The sequence below is a fragment of the Actinacidiphila cocklensis genome, from assembly GCF_907177275.1.
GTDB classification, from domain to species: domain Bacteria; phylum Actinomycetota; class Actinomycetes; order Streptomycetales; family Streptomycetaceae; genus Actinacidiphila; species Actinacidiphila cocklensis.
This window is the reverse complement of sequence record NZ_CAJSLV010000056.1, coordinates 75890-95020: the sequence shown is the minus strand read 5'-3', so window position 1 is coordinate 95020 and position 19131 is coordinate 75890. Positions and strand designations below refer to the sequence as shown.

Here is a 19131-nt window from a genome sequence, read left to right as displayed (position 1 = left end):
TGCGTCTTGCCCGCTCCCCCCGGCGATCTGTTGCGCCGAGGGGAGCGGAGACGGTCAGTCGAACTGTCCCGGCTGGTAGTGGCCGCCTTGCTGCCGGGTGATGACGCACATCCGGTTGCTGGCGTTGATCAGGCCGATGAGCAGGGCGAGGCCGGTGAGCTGCTGCTCGTCGTAGTGCTTGGCGGCGTTCGCCCACACCTCGTCCGGGACACCCCCTGCCGCGTCGGCGATCCGGGTGCCCTCCTCGGCCAGGTCGAAGGCGGCGCGCTCGGCCTCGGTGAAGACGTCGGTCTCCCGCCAGGCGGCCACCAGGTGCAGGCGCTGCGCGGTCTCGCCGGCCTGGGCGGCGTCCTTGGTGTGCATGTCGGTGCAGAAGCCGCAGCCGTTGATCTGGCTGGCGCGCAGCACCACCAGGTCCTGCGTCGCCTTCGGCAGCGTCGATTCGGTGATCACCACCCGGCTCGCCGAGGCCAGGTACTTCATGGCCCGGCCTGCGAAGGGGATGTCGGCGAGGTTCACTCGGGGTTCCATGGGTGCGTCCCTTGTCTTGTTCGGCGGTGTCGTGACACCACCTGGGACGAGACAGCCCCGCGGCCTGTGACACGGGGCCGCGGGCCAAGGGCGGGGCCGGGCCGGGCGCACCGGCGCCCGGCGCTCCCGTTGCCGGGGGCCGGGCGTCGTACGGCGTGCGGTCTCAGCGTTCGGGGCGGCCGCCGCGGCTGGGGCTGTCGCCGGGAAGGGTGTCGCTCGGCCCTTCCATGTCGGCCTCGATCCGCTCCTTGCGGACCCGCCCGTGCACCTTCTTCTGCTCGACGTGCTCCTCGACGCGCATCCTGACCCGCTCCTTGGCGACGACCTCGGTCTCCACCACGGGGCTTTCCTCGTGCAGCGTCACGAAGCGCTCCGCCTCGCTGATCTGCGCTCCGGAGCGCAGCGCCTCGCGGTCGGCGGCGCTGAGCGGCTCGCGTTCGAGCTTGACCTCCTCGTGCCGCACCGGCACGGTCTGCTCGACCTCCTCGACCTCCACGTATTTGTGCAGCCTGGCCTTCCCCGAGGCATGGCGTTCGACCTTGACGTGCATCTCCTCCTCGGAGCGGGTCATCGACTCGCCCTCGGCCGCGACGTCTCCCGCAGCCATGCGCTCGGGGGAGCCGCTGCCGCCGGACGCGAAGGCGGCGCCCGAGCCCGCGCCCGCGGACTTGTCCATGCCGGTGCCGCCGCTGTCGCTGCCGCGGCTCATACCGGTGCCCGCGTCACCACCGGACTTGGCGGCCGCCGCGGTCCCGGCTCCGGCCCCGGCTGCAGCCCCTGCCGCGCCCGCCGCGCCCGCGGACTTGTCGGGCGACATGCCCTTGTCGCCGGTCCGCTCGATGCCGTAGTAACGGTAGAGGTGCTGCTCCTCCTCCACGGACAGGTGGCCGCCGGAGTCGACGTCCACGTTGGGTGCGCCCTTGATCTTCTCCTTCGGGTAGGGCACCTCCAGGTGGTCCTGGACCAGTCGCGCGGAACGGGTCGGTACGAAGGTCTCGTTGCTGCCGAAGAACCCGGTCTTGACCGTCACCCACTCGGGGTTTCCGGACTTGTCGTCCAGGTACATGTGCTTGGCATCACCGACCTTCTTGCCTTCGGTGTCATGGACCGGATGGCCCACCACCTGGGGTATCTGTTCGCGCGTGATCATGTTGCCTCCTCGGGGCTGCCGTGACCTGGGAACGGTCAATGAACGGATTACCCGGGAGATTCCGGCAAAACCTAGGAATCCCGACAAAATGCGCAAACAGTCGACCTGTCCGGTAAAGCCGCAGGTCGGATCAGCCGGGGCTGCCCGCGCCGTAGCGGCGCAGCAGCGGCGAGAGCACCAGCACCGACTTCGTGCGGGTCACGAACGGCTCGCCGGCGATCCGTTCCAGCACCTGCTCGAAGTGCCGCACGTCGGCGGCGAAGACCTGCACCACCGCGTCCGCCTCGCCGGTCACCGTCGAGGCGGACGCCACCTCGGGGTAGCGGGACAGGCCGCGCCTGATGTCGGCGGGCGAGGTGTTGTGGCGGCAGTACAGCTCCACCAGCGCCTCGGTCTGCCAGCCGAGCGCGGCCGGGTCGACCCGTACGGTGAAGCCGGTGATCGCGCCCGCCGCCAGCAGCCGGTCGACCCGGCGTTTGACGGCGGGCGCGGACAGTCCCACCTCGGCGCCGATGTCGGCGTAGGAGCGGCGGGCGTCGGCGGCCAGGGCGTGGACGATGCGTTCGTCGAGTTCGTTCAGCGGCACGAGCCCCGACGCTACCGCCGGCTACTGCCAGCTGGCGTGCAAGGGCTTGCCCTCGGCGTATCCCGCGGCGCTCTGGATGCCGACGATCGCGTTGCGCTCGAACTCGGCCAGCGAGGCGGCGCCGGCGTACGTGCACGAGCTGCGCACCCCGGCGATGATCGAGTCGATCAGGTCCTCCACCCCGGGCCGCGCCGGGTCGAGGAACATCCGTGAGGTCGAGATGCCCTCCTCGAACAGCGCCTTGCGCGCCCGGTCGTACGCCGACTCGTCGCTGGTGCGGTTGCGGACCGCGCGGGCCGAGGCCATCCCGAAGGACTCCTTGTACAGCCGCCCGTCCGCGGTCTGCTGGAGGTCGCCGGGCGACTCGTACGTACCGGCGAACCACGAGCCGATCATCACGTTGGACGCGCCGGCCGCCAGGGCCATCGCCACGTCCCGCGGGTGCCGCACCCCGCCGTCGGCCCAGACGTGCTTGCCGTACTTGCGGGCCTCCGCGGCGCACTCCAGGACGGCGGAGAACTGCGGCCTGCCCACCCCGGTCATCATCCGGGTGGTGCACATCGCGCCCGGGCCGACCCCGACCTTGACGATGTCGGCGCCCGCCTCTATCAGGTCGCGCACGCCCTCGGCCGCGACCACGTTGCCCGCGACCAGCGGCACCGCCGGGTCGAGCGAGCGGACCGCGCGGACCGCGGCGATCATCGACTCCTGGTGGCCGTGCGCGGTGTCCACCACCAGGGTGTCCACCCCGGCCTTGAGCAGCTGCGCGGCCTTACCCGCCACGTCGCCGTTGATGCCGACGGCGGCGGCGATCCGCAGCCGTCCCTCGGCGTCGACGGCCGGCTCGTAGAGAGTGGCGCGCAGCGCGGCCGTACGGGTCAGGATGCCGGCCAGCCGCCCGTCCGCGTCGACCGCGGGGGCGAGCTTGCGGTGCGCGTCGACCAGCCGGTTGAAGGCGTCCCGCGGGTCGATGTCCGCGTCCAGCACCAGCAGGTCGGCGGACATCACCTCGGAGACCTGGGTGAAGCGGTCCACCCCGGTCAGGTCCGACTCGACGACCACGCCGACCGGGCGGCCGTCCTCGACCACCACGGCGGCGCCGTGCGCCCGCTTGGGCAGCAGCGCCAGCGCGTCGGCGACGGTCTGGCCGGGGGCCAGCGTGATGGGGGTGTCGAGCACCAGATGGCGCTGCTTGACATAGCCGACGACGTCGGCGACGACATCGATCGGGATGTCCTGGGGGATGACGACCAGGCCGCCGCGGCGGGCCACGGTCTCGGCCATCCGGCGGCCGGCGATGGCGGTCATGTTGGCGACCACCAGCGGAATGGTGGTGCCCGTCCCGTCGGGGGACCTGAGGTCCACCCCCTGGCGGGAGCCCACCGCGCTGCGGGTCGGCACCATGAAGACGTCGTCGTACGTCAGGTCGTACGGAGGCTGAACATCATTGAGGAAACGCACGTACTTCATATTTGCACGGGTGGGCGTGCGCTGCCTACGGACGAACATCCGGCACTTCGGACGGGCGGCTGTCGGTTCCTCCAGACGCTCCCCCGGCGGACGCTCCCCCGGCCACCGCGGCCGCTCAGTCTTCCAGGACGACCCGCAGCTCGGTGTCGGTGTCCTGCCAGAACAGCTCGGCGTCCCGCAGGATGTCCTTCACGATCCGCCACTCGCGCGGCAGGAGCGCCGCGTACCCGTGCCATCCCCTGACGACCAGCCGCCGGCCGCCGGGCTCCGCCGGCCACCAGGACAGATCGGTGAGGCAGTCGGCGAGGGCGTCCCAGTTGCGGCCGAACCAGTCGGGCAGGCCCAGGTCGGCGGTGCACCGATCCATGAAACCCTGCCGGTCGCCGACGCCGGTCAGGTCGAGCACGCGCATGCGCCGATGCTGCCACAGCAGGTCACCGGCGGCACGGCAGCGCGCCCGGGTCCCGCGCGGCGATCAGGCGGGCCTCAGGACCCGTCGGGGTCGGCGCGGTCCAGGGCCGGGCGGCGGGCGGCCGCGGTGGAGCGCAGCATCTGGTCGGCGGCCGCGGTGTCGGTGACCAGGCTGGTGACCAGGCCGGAGCGCAGCACCGCGTCGATCGCGGCGGCCTTGCGCGTACCGCCGGCGATGGCCAGCACCTCGGGGATGCGGCGCAGCCGGTCCGCCTCGATGGTGATGCAGCGCTCCCCCAGGTCGCGGCCGACCCGGCGGCCCTGGGAGTCGAACAGGTGCGAGGACATCTCGGCGGCCACCCCGAGCCCGGCGTAGTGCTCGCGCTCGGCGTCGGTGAGCGCGTCGTGGACGGTGGACACGCCCGCCTCCCACGAACCGACCGACACCACGGCGACGGTCACCTTGTCGTAGTAGCCCATGGCCGCGGCGATACCGCTCTGCGCCCGCAGCGCCGCCGCGGTGGCCGGGTCGGCCAGCACCATCGGCGCGTACAGCGGGTGCGCCTCGCCGCCGGAGACCGCGGCCGCGGTGCGGACCGCCTCGACCGAGCCGCGCTCGGTGGTGCCGACGTCGTATACGCCGGTGAGCTGGACGACCGTGCAGGGGGCGAGCCGGTCCAGGGCGTTGGCCATGGTGATGATGGACCGGCCCCACGCCAGGCCCAGCACGTCGCCGTCGGATACCAGTTCGCCGAGCAGGCCCGCGGCGACCGCGCCCAGGTTCTCCGGGTCGGGCGCGTCGGCCTGGTCCGGCGGGGTCTGCACGACGACCGCGTGCCGCAGCCCGTAGTGCGCGCGCAGCGCGTCGGAGCGCTCGGCGTCCAGCTCGGCGGGCACCCGGATCTCGATCCTGACCAGATCGCGCTCCAGCGCCGTTTCCAGCACCCGGGCCACCTTGAAGCGGCTTACCCCGAACTCCTCGGCGATCTGGATCTTGGACTTGCCCTCCAGGTAGAAGCGACGCGCCATCGCCGCCGCCTGGACCATCTCTCCGGGGCCCATGCGCACGTGCGTGCGACCTGTGCTCACGTCGGTTCTCCCCAGTTGCCCAGCTGATCGGCTCCGCGTTCATCCTCGCAGACGCCGGGGGTTACGGGCGCGTAGCCCGGGGCCGCGGTCAGTGCCGGTGGACCGCGGCGGCCTGCTCGCGCAGCGCCCGTACCGCCGCCGCGGGGACGTCGGCGCCGTAGACCGCGGTGCCCGCGACGAAGTTGTCGGCGCCGGCCTCCGCGCAGCGCTCGATGGTCTCGGCCGACACCCCGCCGTCCACCTGCAGCCACAGGTCGAGGCCGTGCTTGTCGATCAGCGCCCGGGTGCGGCGGATCTTGGGCAGCATGATGTCCAGGAACGGCTGCCCGCCGAAGCCCGGTTCGATCGTCATGATCAGCAGCATGTCCAGCTCGGGCAGCAGGTCCTCGTACGGCTCGATCGGCGTCGCGGGCCGCAGCGCCATCGAGGCGCGGGCGCCCTTGGCACGGATCTCCCGGGCGATACGGACCGGGGCGGTGGCCGCCTCGGCGTGGAAGGTCACCGAGGACGCGCCCGCCTCGACGTAGGCCGGCGCCCAGCGGTCCGGGTTCTCGATCATCAGGTGGCAGTCCAGCGGCGTGTCGGTCGCCTTGCGCAGCGACTCCACCACCGGCAGACCCAGCGTCAGGTTGGGCACGAAGTGGTTGTCCATCACGTCGACATGGAGCCAGTCGGCGCCCTCGACGGCCTTCGCCTCCTCGGCGAGCCGGGCGAAGTCCGCGGAAAGGATGCTGGGGCTGATCTGCACGCTCATGCGCCCAGCAAACCAGATCACCGACCGGCGGGGAAAACCGCGTCCAAGGCGCAGATCGCGCTGCGTGACCGACCACTCGTGCTCCGCGGAACCACCGCGCGGGAACGGAACACCGGTGCGATGCTGTTGCCTGGCCGCTCTCCGCACGCCCATGGGAGAGCACGGGGGCCACCACCGAGCGGATCGGGGGATCGCGCAGATGGCGGGCGAAGCGGGACGGTTGGCGCACCTGGTGTGCGGGCGGCGCGGCAAATGGGTCGTGCTGGTGCTGTGGGTGGTCGTGCTGGTGGCGCTCGCGCCGCTGGCGCAGAAGCTGATGGACGCGGAGAAGAACGACGCGGCGAGCTGGCTGCCCGGACAGGCGGAGTCGACGAAAGTCCTGCAGATCCAGAAGGAGTTCGTCCCCGAGTCCGCACCCGCGGTGATCGTCTACACCCGGCCCGGCGGGCTCACCCCGGCCGACGTCGCCACGATCGGCCGCAACACCGCGGCCATGCGCACGATGACCGCCCACGGCATCATCGGCTCCCGCACCGCCGGCCCCCGGCTGGACCGCGAGCAGTCGCCGCGGGCCGCCCAGGTGATCGTGCCGATCGCGATCGAGGAGAGCGGCTGGACCTCGATCCAGGACGCGGTCGACGACCTGCGGACCACCGCGGAACAGGGCGGCGACGGGCTCCAGGTCCACATCACGGGACCCGGCGGCTACGCGGCCGACTCCAGCAAGGCCTTCGCCGGCATCGACGGCACCCTCCTCTACGCGGCACTCGCCGTCGTCGTCGTGATCCTGCTGATCACCTACCGCAGCCTCAGCCTGCTCGTGCTGCCGGTGCTCGCGGTGGTCGCCGCCCTCTTCACCGCGGAGGCGCTGATCTACCTGCTGGCCAGGCACGCGGGACTGGTGGTCAACGCGCAGAGCGCCGGCATCCTCACCGTGCTGGTCTTCGGCGCCGGTACGGACTACGCGCTGCTGCTCGTGGCCCGCTACCGGGAGGAGCTCCGCCGCCACGAGGACCGGCACGAGGCGATGGCGATGGCCCTGCACCGGGCCGGCCCCGCGGTCATCGCCAGCGCCGCGACCGTCGCCCTGAGCATGCTGTGCCTGCTGGCCGCCGACATGAACTCCACCTCGGGCCTCGGCCCGGTCGCCGCGATCGGCGTCGCGGTCGCCCTGATCTCGATGATCACGCTCTTCCCCGCGCTCCTGGTGATCGTCGGACGCTGGGTCTTCTGGCCGGTCGTCCCGCACGTCGGCACCCCCGAGCCGACCAGGACCGGGGTGTGGGCGCGGATCGGGCAGCGGATCAGCCGCCGCCCGCGCGCCGTGTGGGTGACCACGGTGGTCGTGCTCGGCGCGCTCTGCTTCGGCCTGTTCTCCCTCAACGCGGTCGGCCTCGCCAGTGCCGACACCTTCACCGACACCCCCGACTCGGTCGTCGGCCAGCGCCTCCAGGACCGCTACTTCCCGGCCGGCGGCGGCCAGCCGATGATCGTCGTCGCCGACGCGGGCTCCGCGACGCAGGTCACCGCGGCGCTCCGGACGATCCCCGGCGTCGTCCCCGGCTCCGTCGGCACCCCGCCGGGCGTCACCCCGCAGAAGAACGGCCGCGTCTACCTGGAGGCGACCCTCACCGACCGCCCCGACGGCAGCGCCGCACGCGCCACGGTCGACCGGGCGCGGACCACCCTGCACCAGCTGCCGGGCGCCGACGCGAAGGTCGGCGGCGGGACCGCGGTCCTCAAGGACACCGCGCAGGCGTCCGCGCGGGACAACAAGCTGCTCATCCCGGTGATCCTGCTGGTCGTGATGCTCATCCTGGCGGTGCTGCTGCGCGCCCTGGTCGCACCGCTGGTGCTCATCGCGACGGTGGTGCTGTCCTTCGCGGCGGCGCTGGGCGTCAGCTCGGTCGTCTTCCGCCACGTCTTCGGCTACGCCGGCGAGGACACCGCGTTCCCGCTGTTCGTCTTCGTCTTCCTGGTCGCGCTTGGCATCGACTACAACATCTTCCTGATGACCCGCATCCGGGAGGAGAGCGCCGCTCTGGGCACGCGGGAGGGGGTGCGCACCGGGCTTGCCGCCACGGGCGGCGTCATCACCTCGGCCGGCCTGGTGCTGGCCGGCACGTTCGCCGTCCTCGGCACGCTGCCGGTCGTCGCCTTCGCGGAGATCGGCTTCGCCGTGGCTTTCGGCGTGCTGCTCGACACGTTCGTCGTACGGTCGGTGCTCGTCTCTGCGATCGCCTTGGACCTGGGCGACCGCATCTGGCTCCCCTCCCACCTCCCCGAGCCACCGGCTTAGCAGCCGGCGCCCCCGAAAAACGCTCACCCTCTCCGCAGAGGGTGACCCCCTGCCAGGGGCGAGCGCTGTGCGTGGGAGGGCGCAGGCCAAAAGGGGCGCCGGGGGTACCCCCGGGCGAAGCTCCGGGGGCGGAACTGCGCGCGCGACCGGCCACCGGCGGAAAGCGGACCGCCCACCGCAAGGCGCAGCTCCTGACCCACCGTCAAGCAACGCGGCGCAAGAGCGCCAGATACATCGCGTCCGTGCCGTGCAGGTGCGGCCAGAGCTGGACGTCGGGGCCGTCGCCGAGGGACGGGACGTCGGGGAAGAAAGCGCGGGCGTCGAGGAGTTCCGCGCCCGGGACCTTGGCGAGGACGTCGTCCACGACCGCCCGCGTCTCGGCCGGGTGCGGCGAGCAGGTGGCGTAGCCGACGACGCCGCCGACCCGCACCGCCCGCAGCGCCTCGGTCAGCAGCCCGCGTTGCAGGGGCGCGAAGCCCGGTACGTCCTCCGCGCGCCGCCGCCACCGGGCTTCTGGCCGGCGGCGCAACGCGCCGAGACCGGTGCACGGCACGTCGACGAGCACCCGGTCGAAGGACCCCGGCGCCCACGCCGGATGCGTACCGTCGGCCACGACGACCTGGTACGGGCCGGGGTTGCCGGCCAGCGCGCGGGCCACCAGCCTCGCCCGGTGCGGCTGCTTCTCCGCGGCCACCAGCGTGGCACCGCGCCCGGCCGCGAGGCCGGCCAGCAGCGCGGCCTTGCCGCCGGGCCCCGCGCAGCCGTCGAGCCACCGCTCGTCGCGGCCCTCGACGGGCACCGCGGCCAGGGCGGCGGCCACCAGCTGGCTGCCCTCGTCCTGGACGCCCGCCCTGCCCTCTCGCACCGCCTCGACCGCGGCGGGGTCGCCGCCCTCGGCGAGGCGCACCGCGTAGGGGGACCAGCGGCCCGGCTCGGTGGCACCGTCGGGCAGCGACGCGGCGACCTCCGCCGCGCTGGACCTGCCCGGCCGGGCCACCAGGGTGACCTCGGGCCGTTCGTTGTCGGCGGCCAGCAGGTCCTCGATGCCGGCCCGACCGCCGCCGAGCGCGTCCCACAGCGCGGAGACGATCCACCGCGGGTGCGAGTGCACGACGGCGAGGTGCTGCTCGGCGTCCTCGTCGTAGGGCGGCGCCACCTGTTCGAGCCAGCCGTCCAGGTCCTGCGCGGCGACCCGGCGCAGCACGGCGTTGACGAAGCGCGCCCGGCCCTCCCCCAGCACCACCCGTGCCAGGTCGACGGTCGCGGAGACCGCCGCGTGCGGCGGGATCCTGGTCGCGAGGAGCTGGTGCGCGCCCAGCGCGAGGACGTCGAGCACCGGCGGGTCGACCTCGCGCAGCGGCCGGTCCACGCACGCGGCGAGCACCGCGTCGTACGTCCCCTGGTGCCGCAGCGTCCCGTAGACCAGTTCCGTCGCGAGTGCCGCGTCCCGCCGGTCGAACTCCCGGCCCTTGGCCGCCGCCTCGCGCTCGGCGGCCCGCAGCAGCCCGGGCAGGACCAGGTTCGCGTACGCGTCCCGCTCGTCGACGGCGCGCAGCGCCTCGAAAGCGAGCACCCGCACCGGGTCGCGCTGCGGGCGCCGGTACGGTGTGCCCTGCGGGCGTCGCTGCTGGTCTTTCGCGTTCAATGTGCTCCGCATCCTCGTCCTCGGCTCCCGCCAGCCTACGTCCCGGGCGCGGGGCGGGGACTAACGCCCCAGAACCGTCTCGGCGGGCAGGTGGGTGCCGCGGGACCAGGCGGCGGCGGGCATCCGCTTCTTGCCCTGCGGCTGGACCTCGCCCAGCAGCACCGCGTGGCTTCCGGTGCCGACGTGCACGGAGTTCTTGCCGACCGACAGCTCGCCGGGGCGCAGGTCGGTGCGCTCGGGGGCCAGGGACACCGGGCCGAGCTTGAGGCGCTCGCCGCCGATGAGGGTCCAGGCGCCGGGGGCCGGGGTGCAGCCCCTGATCAGCCGGTCGACCCGCAGCGCAGGGGCTGTCCAGTCCACGGCCGCGTCCTCGACGGCGATCTTGGGTGCGAGGGTGATCCCCTCCGCGGGCTGCGGCCTGGCGGACAGCCGGCCGTCCTCGATCCCGTCCATGGTCGCCACCAGCAGGCCGGCGCCGCTCACCGCCAGCCGCCCGAGCAGGTCGCCGCTGGTGTCGGTGCCGCGGATCTCCTCCGTGACGACGCCGTAGACCGGCCCCGAGTCGAGGCCCTGCTCGATCAGGAAGGTCGACGCGCCGGTGACCTCGTCGCCGGCCATCACCGCGTGCTGCACCGGCGCGGCACCCCGCCAGGCGGGCAGCAGCGAGAAGTGCAGGTTGACCCACCCGTGCACGGGCACGTCCAGCGCGACCTTCGGCAGCAGCGCGCCGTAGGCGACGACCGGGCAGCAGTCGGGGGCGATCTCCCGCAGCCGGTCGAGGAAGTCCTCGTCGCGCGGCCTGGCCGGCTTGAGCACCTCGATCCCGGCGGCCGCGGCCCGTTCGGCGACGGGGCTGGCGACGAGCTTGCGCCCGCGGCCCGCCGTCGCGTCCGGCCGGGTCACGACGGCGGCGACCTCGTGCCGCCCGGAGGCGATCAGGGCGTCGAGCGCGGGTACGGCGACCTCGGGGGTGCCGGCGAGGACGAGCTTCATCGTGCGGGGTGTGCCTCTCGGATCGACGGTGTCACAGTGCGCGGCCGGACGTGCCGTGCGGGGAGGTCCTGACCTGCGGCGCGGGCTCCCCCGCCCATTCGGCCTCCCGGACCGCCAGCAGCGCCGCGGCCCGCTGCTCGGGGTCGAGGCGGTCGACGAAGATGATGCCGTCCAGGTGGTCGGTCTCGTGCTGGATGCAGCGGGCCAGCCGCTGGGTGCCCTCCACCGTGACCGGGTCGCCCCACATGTTCACGCCCCGGGCGACGACGCCGTACGCCCGGCGGCAGTCGTACGTCAGCCCGGGCAGCGACAGGCAGCCCTCGGGGCCGTCCTGCTCCTCTGCGCTCAACGTCAGGTCCGGGTTGATCAGATGGCCCAGCTCGCCTTCCACGAAGTACGTGAACACCCGCAGCGACACCCCCAGTTGCGGGGCGGCCAGACCGGCGCCCGGGGCGGCCTGCATCGTCTCGGTCAAGTCCTCGACCAGAGTGCGCAGTTCCGCGTCGAACGTCGTGACCGGCTGGGCCGTCATGCGCAGCACGGGGTCGCCGAACATGCGGATGGGCTTGACGGTCACGGGTCGCTTCTCCTGCCGGACGGGGACGACTGCCGATTCTAGTTCGGGCCCGCCCCAGGGGTGCACACCCGGCCGCGCGCCCCTGGGGCGTGACTCCGAGGGTGGTGGCGCGTTGGTCATGAGAGTTCTGTAACCGTCGGTTGGAGAGGCCTGTAGATGCCCGACCACGCAACCCCTGACGCCCAGGCGCGGGCAAGCCTGCACCTGCTCGTGCGGGACATCGAAAGAGTCCGCCGGCAGGTGGATGCGCTGCGGACCCTCACCGCCCAGCTGGGCAACGTCTACCGTCCGCGGCGCAGCGGCCCCACGGCCGGCTTCGTGGTCTACGGGCGGGCGCCCGCCCCCACGGTGCGGCTCGCGCAGGAGCTTCGGGACAGCGTCGAGACGCTGGTCACCGCGGCGGTCGAGTTCGACCGCTCGCTCGGCTTCTCCTGGGACGCGGTGGGCTCCGCGCTCGGGGTGACCAAACAGGCGGTGCACCGCCGCTACGGCGGCCGGCGGCCGGCCGTGCCGCCCGCCTCCCCGGCGGAGGAGGAGGCCCTGCCCACCGTGCCTGCGGCCCGCTCCATGCCGACGGATCCCGTGCTTCCCAGTCCGCGCAACGGCTGACCCGGCGAGCCCGCGCGGGGGTGCCTGGAGCGGGTCCGCAAGGTCCCGTCCGGCCGACGGCGCCCGGCACGCGCGCTCTCCCCCTGCCTTCGGCGGGAGGAGCCCCCGGCGTTGTCGGGCTCGTCCGAGCAGTCCCGCTACGAGGACGACCCTCCGCCGTGCGATCGCACGCACCCGACGCCGTCGGCCCCGCCCCTCGGGCGGACGACGGGACCTTGCGGACCCGCCCTAGCGGGCCCTAGCCGATGTCCGTCGGGTCGAGGCGGACGGCGACCGGGTCGCCGCCGCCGCGGGTGGCCCGGGCCACCTGGCCCGACTTGAGCGCCGCGGCCAGCGCCGCACCGCTGCCCGGCGGCACCCGCAGGAGCAGGCGCTCGCCGCCGGCCGGCGTCGGCACGGGCCCGAGCTGATCGGTGTCCGGCGGCAGCCGCACCAGCGCCAGCAGCTCGGCCACCGCGGCGGCCGGCCCGCTGACCGACGCCATCCGCGACACCGGCGGGAACCGCAGCTCCGCCCGCTCGGCCAGCTCCCGCACGGCGTGCCCGGCCGGGTCCCACCGCACGAGCGCCTGCACCGGCCGCAGCGTCGGCTCGGCGAGCACCAGTACGGTGCCGCCCTCCCCCGCGGACCTGACCAGCGCCGACGCCGCCGCCCAGCGCCGCAGCGCCTCCTCACCGGCCCGCAGGTCGGGGCGGTTCAGCAGCGCCCAGCCGTCGAGCAGCAGCGCGGCCGCGTAACCAGGCCCTTCGGCGACCGGCTCCGCACCCGGCGTGGCGATCACGAGCGCGGGCGCGGCGCCGACCGACGGCAGCACGGTGTCGCGCCCCGAGGTCCGCACCGGCACCCGGGGGAAGGCCCGGCCCAGCTCCTCGGCGGTGCGCCGCGCCCCCACCACCTGTGCCCGCAGCCGGAACCCGCCGCACTCCTGGCAGTGCCAGTCCGCCGCGGGCCGCCCGCACCAGCCGCAGGACGGCGTACCGCCGCGCTCCCGCAGCTCCAGCGGCCCCGCGCAGGCCGCGCACCGCGCGGGATTGCGGCAGGAGTCGCAGGCGAGCCTGGGGACGTAGCCGCGCCTGGGCACCTGGACCAGGACCGGCCCGTGGGCGAGGGCGTCGCGGGTGACCTGCCAGGCGAGGGAGGGCAGCCGGGCGGCGCGGGCGGCGGCGTCCCTGGCCTGGTCGGCGTCGCCGACGGTACGGACCAGCGGCGCCGCGGCCCGCACCTGGTCGCGGGCGGCGGCCAGCGGCAGCGCCCAGCCGCTGTCGACGAGCTGCGCGCCCTCGACGGTGCCGGTGAGGCCGCCGAGAAGGAAGGCGGTGCGCTCCTCGGCGGCCCGCAGCAGCAGGACGTCCCTGGCGTGCGGCTGCGGGGCGTGCGGTTCCGCGTGGCTGGAGTCGCCGTCGTCCCACAGGGCGACGAGGCCGAGGTCGGCGACGGGGGCGAACATCGCCGCGCGGGTCCCGACGACCGCGCGGACCGCGCCGCGGCTGACCGCGAGCCAGCGGCGGTACCGCTCCTCGGGGCCTGCGTCGGCGGTGAGCATCACATGGCGGCCCTCGCCGAGCAGCTCGGTGAGGGCCGCGTCGGCGCGGGCGGCGGAGCGCCCGTCGGGCAGGACGGCCAGGGCGCCGCGCCCGGAGGCCAGCGTGGCGCCGATGGCGCGGGCCAGTTCCGCGGGCCAGTGCGGTCCCGGCAGCGCCAGCCAGACCGCCCGGGGGGTGTCACCACGGGCGAGGGCCTGCAGGTAGGCGGGGCCGGTGGCGTAACGCGACCAGCTGCCGGGCTCCGGCGCCGCGGGGGCGGGCAGCGGGTCGGGCGAGGGGTCCTTCTCCGCGCGGGCCATCCGCGGCGGTACGGCGAGCTGGACGACGTCGGCGAGCGCGCCGGCGTAGCGGTCGGCGACGTGCCGGCACAGGCTGAGCAGCGGCGGGGTCAGCACGACCTCGGCGGAGAGCACCTGGGCCAGCGGGGCGAGCGGGCCTGCGTAGTCGCTGTCGGCCCGGCGCTCGACGATGAAGCCGTCGTGCAGGGTGCCGCCCTCCCGGCGCCCCTTGACGACCCGGGCGCCGAAGCGCACCCGCACCCGCACGCCGGGCTGGGCGTCGGCGTCCATCGCGGCGGGTACGGCGTAGTCGAAGAACTGGTCCAGGTGCAGCAGCCCCTTGTCCACCAGCACCCGGGCCACCGGGAGCCCCTCGGCCAGTTGCGCTCCGCGCCAGGTACGGGGTTTGGCCTTGGCCTTGCGGGTGGTGGCGCGGATCAGAGCCAGCTGCTCGGCCGCAGGGGGTTCTTCTGGGCTCACCCCCTGAGTCTCGCAGACCGCTCCGACAACCCAGGTGGGTGCCACTTGCCGTGGACGGTCGGCTTCCCACCGGTGGCGGGTTGCGCGCGCGGTTCCGCCCCCAGAGCTTCGCCTGGGAGTACCCCCAGCGCCCCCGGGTGATTGCCCCTGGCCCCTTGCGCTGCGCGCTTGCCCTCCGCGCCGTCGCGGCCGAGCGCGCGGTTCCGCCCCAGAGCTTCGCCTGGGGGTACCCCCAGCGCCGCGAGAGAGTGCCACCTGCGGTGGGCGGTCGGCTTGTCCGCCGCCGGGGCCGAACGCGCAGTTCCCCGCGCCCCTGGCCTGGCCTCTGTGCAGAGGGTGGGCGTTTTCGGGGGCGCGGGGAACTGGGGGCCGGTGGCTAGAGGCCCGAGGCTGTGCGGAGTGCGTCGACGCGGTCGGTGCGCTCCCACGTGAAGTCGGGGAGCTCGCGGCCGAAGTGGCCGTAGGCCGCCGTCTGCGCGTAGATCGGGCGGAGCAGGTCGAGGTCGCGGATGATCGCGGCCGGGCGCAGGTCGAAGACCTGGGCGATGGCCTGCTCGATCTTCTCGACGTCGACGTTCTCCGTGCCGAACGTCTCGACGAAGAGCCCGACGGGCTCCGCCTTGCCGATGGCGTAGGCGACCTGGACCTCGCAGCGGGCGGCGAGGCCGGCCGCCACCACGTTCTTGGCGACCCAGCGCATCGCGTACGCGGCGGAGCGGTCGACCTTGGACGGGTCCTTGCCGGAGAAGGCACCGCCGCCGTGGCGGGCCATGCCGCCGTACGTGTCGATGATGATCTTCCGGCCGGTGAGGCCCGCGTCACCCATCGGGCCGCCGATCTCGAAGCGACCTGTCGGGTTGACGAGCAGCTTGTAGCCCTCGGTGTCGAGCTTGATGCCGTCGTCGAGGAGCGCCTTCAGCTCCACCTCGACCACGAACTCGCGGATGTCGGGGGCGAGCAGCGACTCCAGGTCGATGTCGGAGGCGTGCTGGGAGGAGACGACGACGGTGTCGAGGCGTACCGCCTTGTCGCCGTCGTACTCGATGGTGACCTGGGTCTTCCCGTCGGGGCGCAGGTACGGGATCGTGCCGTTCTTGCGGACCTCGGTGAGGCGCCGGGAGAGCCGGTGCGCCAGGGTGATCGGCAGCGGCATCAGCTCGGGCGTCTCGTCGGACGCGTAGCCGAACATCAGGCCCTGGTCGCCCGCGCCCTGCTTGTCCAGCTCGTCGTCCTCGCCCGCGCCCGCGGCGCCCTCGACCCGCTTCTCGTACGCGGTGTCGACGCCTTGCGCGATGTCGGGGGACTGCGCGCCGATGGACACCGACACGCCGCAGGAGGCGCCGTCGAAGCCCTTCTTGGACGAGTCGTACCCGATGTCGAGGATCTTGTTGCGTACCAGGGTGGCGATGTCCGCGTAGGCGGTCGTCGTCACCTCGCCCGCGATATGCACCTGGCCGGTCGTGATCATCGTCTCCACGGCCACCCGGGATGCGGGGTCGGCCGTCAGGAGTGCGTCGAGGATCGTGTCGCTGATCTGGTCAGCGATCTTGTCGGGGTGGCCCTCGGTGACAGATTCCGAGGTGAAGAGGCGGCGGGACACATCGCTCCCTGGGGTTGCAGCGGCTGCTGGCTATTTCTTGGTGGGGTGCACAGGGCTGCGCCCGGCACTCCGGCGGCCAGTTTATCGGGCGGACCGCTCGAACGGGCACGGCATCTCGTTCCTTGGATATGCCAACCCGGGCGCGGCGGCATCCCGCAGTAGGACGATCAGCCCTGCAGAGACACCGTAACGGATGATTTGTCCGTTTCGTTACCCCCGATCGGTGGAATTCCGTTCGGCACGCCCCGGCAGCCTGGCCGCGACCAGGTCCCACACCGTGTCGGCGAGAGCTTCCTTGGGGCCGAAGGGCACCGCCGTCTCGCTGCCGTCGGCGCCGAGCACCACCGCCTCGTTGTCCTCCCTGCCGAACGCTGTGTTCTCCCCCACCTCGTTGACCACCAGCAGGTCGCAGCCCTTGCGGGCGAGCTTGGCGCGGCCGTGGGCGAGGACGTCGTCGGTCTCGGCGGCGAAGCCGACGACCAGCTGCCCGGGACGCGGCCGGTCCGCCGACAGCTCGGCGAGGATGTCGGTGTTGCGGGCCAGCGCGAGCGGCGGCGGCTCCTCGTCGTCCTTCTTCTTGATCTTGGCGGCGGCGTAGGCGGCGGGCCGGAAGTCGGCGACCGCGGCGGCCATCACCACCACGTCGGCGTCGCCCGCGGCCTTGAGCACCGCCTCCCGCAGCTGCGCCGCGGTGCCGACCGGTACCACGTCGGCGCCGGCCGGGTCGGCCAGCGCGGTGTTGGCGGCGACCAGGGTCACCCGGGCGCCGCGGGCGACCGCGGTGCGGGCCAGCGCGTAGCCCTGCTTGCCGGAGGAGCGGTTGCCGAGGTAACGCACCGGGTCGAGGGGTTCCCTGGTGCCGCCCGCGCTGACCACCACGTGGCGGCCCTCCAGGTCCCGCGGCAGGGTGCCGCGGGCCATCACCCGGCGGCAGACCTCGAAGATCTCGGCCGGGTCGGGCAGCCGGCCCTTGCCGGTGTCGACGCCGGTGAGCCGGCCGACCGCGGGTTCGATGACGACGGCGCCGCGGCGGCGCAGGGTCGCGACGTTCTCCTGGGTGGCGGCGTGCTCCCACATCTCGGTGTGCATGGCCGGCGCGAAGACGACCGGGCAGCGGGCGGTGAGCAGGGTGTTGGTGAGCAGGTCGTCGGCCAGGCCGTGAGCGGCCCTGGCGAGCAGGTCGGCGGTGGCGGGGGCGACCACCACCAGGTCGGCGTGCTGGCCGATCCTGACGTGCGGCACCTCGTGGACGTCGTCCCAGACCCGGGTGGAGACCGGGTTGCCGGACAGCGCGGACCAGGTGGCCTCGCCGACGAAGTGCAGGGCCGAGTCGGTCGGCACCACGGTGACGTCGTGTCCGGACTCGGTGAGCCGGCGCAGCAGCTCGCAGGCCTTGTAGGCGGCGATGCCGCCGCTCACCCCGAGCACCACCCGTGGCGTGTCGCCCGCCGTGTGCCCGTTGCCAGCCTCGCGCGTCATCGTCTCTCCCGCGGGTGTCGAAGGAACCGCTCTCCCCCATGACACACCACAGGCCCGGCGGACGCGCCGCCGGGCCTGTGGTGTGCTGCCGTACGGGATGCCGTACGGGCGCGAGCGCTCAGTGCGCCGGGGCCTCCACGGCCTCCGAGGTCAGCAGACCCGCGTTGATCTCACGCAGCGCGATCGAGAGCGGCTTCTCGTGGACGTGGGTGTCCACCAGAGGGCCGACGTACTCCAGCAGGCCCTCGCCGAGCTGGGAGTAGTACGCGTTGATCTGGCGGGCGCGCTTGGCCGCGTAGATCACCAGGCTGTACTTGGAGTCGGTGGCTTCGAGCAGCTCGTCGATCGGCGGGTTGATGATGCCCTCGGGCGTGGTGATGGAAGAGGACACGCTCTACCTACCCCTACTGATTGGATGGTGCCGGCCGGGAAACGGCCGGCTGGGACAGACTCAAGACGTTCAGACAATCTCCATCAAGGCTAGCAGCTCATGCGCTACATCCTCGACGGAGGTGTTGACAAGGGTCTGGTCGAACTCGGACTCGGCGGCCAGTTCGATCCGGGCCGCGGCCAGCCGCCGCTCGATCACCTCGGCGGACTCGGTGCCGCGGCCGGTGAGCCGGCGGACCAGCTCGTCCCAGCTGGGCGGCGCCAGGAAGACCAGGTGAGCGTCCGGCATCGACTCGCGGACCAGCCGGGCGCCCTGGAGGTCGATCTCCAGCAGCACCGGCTCGCCCGCACTGAGCTTGTCGAGCACCGCCCTGCGGGGTGTGCCGTAGCGGTTGCCGGCGAATTCGGCCCACTCCAGCAGTTCGCCGTTCGCGACGAGTTTGTCGAACTCGTCGTCGTCGACGAAGAAGTACTGCACACCGTGCTGCTCGCCGGGTCGCGGCTTGCGGGTCGTCGCCGACACCGAGAGCCAGACCTCGGGATACACGGTGCGCAGATGTGCGACGACCGTGCTCTTGCCGACCCCCGAGGGGCCGGAGAGCACGGTCAGCCGCGGACGTCTGACCGGGGGGGTCGGCGCGACCCCCTGCGAAGCGAGGGGGCGCGTTGCCCCCCGGGAGACTGCATTGCTCATGGAGCGATTATCCCTGGTTCCCGGAGGTGCCGGGACCTCAGGCGGGGGCGCCGCCGAACTCGCGCTCCAGAGACGCGATCTGGTTCGAGCCAAGACCGCGCACTCGGCGGCTCTCGGAGATGCCGAGCCGTTCCATGATCTGCTTGGCGCGCACTTTCCCGACACCGGGGAGGGATTCGAGCAGGGCGGAGACCTTCATCTTGCCGATGACGTCGTTCTCCTGGCCCTGCTTGATGACCTCGTGAAGGGAGGCACCGGAGTGCTTGAGTCGGTTCTTGACCTCGGCGCGCTCCCGGCGAGCCGCGGCGGCCTTTTCGAGCGCGGCAGCGCGCTGTTCAGGGGTAAGGGGCGGAAGAGCCACGCCTACGTCACCTCGGATGTAGAGCAATCGGATATGGACCGTGTGAAACACACTCACCCCGCACCTGCGGGATGAAGAGCCGCGCGGGTGAACTGCGCGCTCCTGTCGGAGACTAGCGGTCCGGACGGCTCAAGTCAGCGAGAACAGACGAAAAGTCCTGGTCAGCCTTGATCCGAGGGGATATTTGGGAC

Annotated in this window: 18 protein-coding genes; 2 read left to right on the top strand and 16 right to left on the bottom strand. The window is 73.3% G+C overall.

All coding sequences use genetic code 11. The annotated features are described in order from the left end of the window. Nucleotides 1–54: 54 nt before the first annotated feature. The 7 genes from NFU81_RS18005 to rpe all read right to left on the bottom strand — a co-directional run bounded on the left by NFU81_RS18005 (nt 55) and on the right by rpe (nt 5991). On the bottom strand, nt 55–531 hold the full coding sequence (locus NFU81_RS18005; protein ID WP_251491038.1) for a carboxymuconolactone decarboxylase family protein: 477 nt from the start codon (nt 529–531) through the stop codon (nt 55–57). Nucleotides 532–694: 163 nt separating this feature from the next. Continuing rightward, nucleotides 695–1681: a PRC and DUF2382 domain-containing protein gene (locus NFU81_RS18000; protein ID WP_251491035.1), complete on the bottom strand. Its 987-nt coding sequence runs from the start codon at nt 1679–1681 to the stop codon at nt 695–697. 130 nt (nt 1682–1811) lie between these two features. Continuing rightward, a complete protein-coding gene (locus NFU81_RS17995; protein ID WP_205047478.1) occupies nt 1812–2267 on the bottom strand; it encodes an Lrp/AsnC family transcriptional regulator in 456 nt (151 codons plus the stop codon). Nucleotides 2268–2288: 21 nt separating this feature from the next. Further along, nucleotides 2289–3737, bottom strand: coding sequence for a GuaB1 family IMP dehydrogenase-related protein (locus tag NFU81_RS17990; RefSeq protein WP_251491032.1), 1449 nt, complete (start codon nt 3735–3737; stop codon nt 2289–2291). 115 nt (nt 3738–3852) lie between these two features. Continuing rightward, nucleotides 3853–4149 (bottom strand): barstar family protein, encoded by a 297-nt coding sequence (locus NFU81_RS17985; RefSeq protein ID WP_251491029.1) that lies wholly within the window; start codon nt 4147–4149, stop codon nt 3853–3855. Between the two features lie 74 nt (nt 4150–4223). Continuing rightward, a complete protein-coding gene (locus tag NFU81_RS17980) occupies nt 4224–5210 on the bottom strand; it encodes a sugar-binding transcriptional regulator (RefSeq protein ID WP_251491107.1) in 987 nt (328 codons plus the stop codon). Nucleotides 5211–5325: 115 nt separating this feature from the next. Continuing rightward, nucleotides 5326–5991 carry a ribulose-phosphate 3-epimerase gene (gene rpe / locus NFU81_RS17975; protein ID WP_251491026.1) on the bottom strand — a complete coding sequence of 222 codons (666 nt, stop codon included), beginning with the start codon at nt 5989–5991 and terminating at the stop codon, nt 5326–5328. A 199-nt stretch (nt 5992–6190) separates the two neighbouring features. Between rpe and NFU81_RS17970 the strand changes: the two genes are divergently transcribed. Then, the gene (locus NFU81_RS17970) at nt 6191–8290 is read left to right on the top strand and encodes an MMPL family transporter (RefSeq protein WP_251491024.1); all 2100 of its coding nucleotides are present in this window, start codon (nt 6191–6193) and stop codon (nt 8288–8290) included. Between the two features lie 202 nt (nt 8291–8492). Here NFU81_RS17970 and NFU81_RS17965 read toward each other — a convergent pair whose 3' ends face one another. From NFU81_RS17965 to def, 3 genes are read right to left on the bottom strand one after another with little or no spacing between them, the layout of a single operon-like run. After that, on the bottom strand, nt 8493–9947 hold the full coding sequence (locus NFU81_RS17965) for an RsmB/NOP family class I SAM-dependent RNA methyltransferase (RefSeq protein WP_422665226.1): 1455 nt from the start codon (nt 9945–9947) through the stop codon (nt 8493–8495). A 48-nt stretch (nt 9948–9995) separates the two neighbouring features. Continuing rightward, nucleotides 9996–10928, bottom strand: a complete 933-nt coding sequence (gene fmt / locus NFU81_RS17960; RefSeq protein WP_251491020.1) for a methionyl-tRNA formyltransferase — start codon at nt 10926–10928, stop codon at nt 9996–9998. 31 nt (nt 10929–10959) lie between these two features. Then, a complete protein-coding gene (gene def, locus NFU81_RS17955) occupies nt 10960–11505 on the bottom strand; it encodes a peptide deformylase (RefSeq protein ID WP_251491018.1) in 546 nt (181 codons plus the stop codon). A gap of 156 nt (nt 11506–11661) precedes the next feature. Here def and NFU81_RS17950 point away from each other — a divergent pair, with 156 nt between their 5' ends. Further along, nucleotides 11662–12114, top strand: a complete 453-nt coding sequence (locus NFU81_RS17950) for a hypothetical protein (protein ID WP_251491016.1) — start codon at nt 11662–11664, stop codon at nt 12112–12114. 238 nt (nt 12115–12352) lie between these two features. Here NFU81_RS17950 and NFU81_RS17945 read toward each other — a convergent pair whose 3' ends face one another. The 6 genes from NFU81_RS17945 to NFU81_RS17920 form a co-directional block, all read right to left on the bottom strand. Continuing rightward, complete coding sequence (locus NFU81_RS17945; protein ID WP_251491013.1) at nt 12353–14416, bottom strand: primosomal protein N'; 2064 nt, start codon at nt 14414–14416, stop codon at nt 12353–12355. Nucleotides 14417–14792: 376 nt separating this feature from the next. Continuing rightward, entirely contained in the window at nt 14793–16016 is a 1224-nt protein-coding gene (gene metK, locus NFU81_RS17940) for a methionine adenosyltransferase (protein WP_251491010.1), read from the bottom strand. Between the two features lie 210 nt (nt 16017–16226). After that, a complete protein-coding gene (coaBC, locus tag NFU81_RS17935; protein WP_251491007.1) occupies nt 16227–17495 on the bottom strand; it encodes a bifunctional phosphopantothenoylcysteine decarboxylase/phosphopantothenate--cysteine ligase CoaBC in 1269 nt (422 codons plus the stop codon). A gap of 118 nt (nt 17496–17613) precedes the next feature. After that, the gene (rpoZ, locus tag NFU81_RS17930) at nt 17614–17886 is read right to left on the bottom strand and encodes a DNA-directed RNA polymerase subunit omega (RefSeq protein WP_033174507.1); all 273 of its coding nucleotides are present in this window, start codon (nt 17884–17886) and stop codon (nt 17614–17616) included. Between the two features lie 69 nt (nt 17887–17955). After that, nucleotides 17956–18579 (bottom strand): guanylate kinase, encoded by a 624-nt coding sequence (gene gmk, locus NFU81_RS17925; protein WP_251491004.1) that lies wholly within the window; start codon nt 18577–18579, stop codon nt 17956–17958. A 37-nt stretch (nt 18580–18616) separates the two neighbouring features. After that, nucleotides 18617–18940 (bottom strand): integration host factor, actinobacterial type, encoded by a 324-nt coding sequence (locus tag NFU81_RS17920; RefSeq protein ID WP_202232479.1) that lies wholly within the window; start codon nt 18938–18940, stop codon nt 18617–18619. Nucleotides 18941–19131 lie beyond the last annotated feature (191 nt).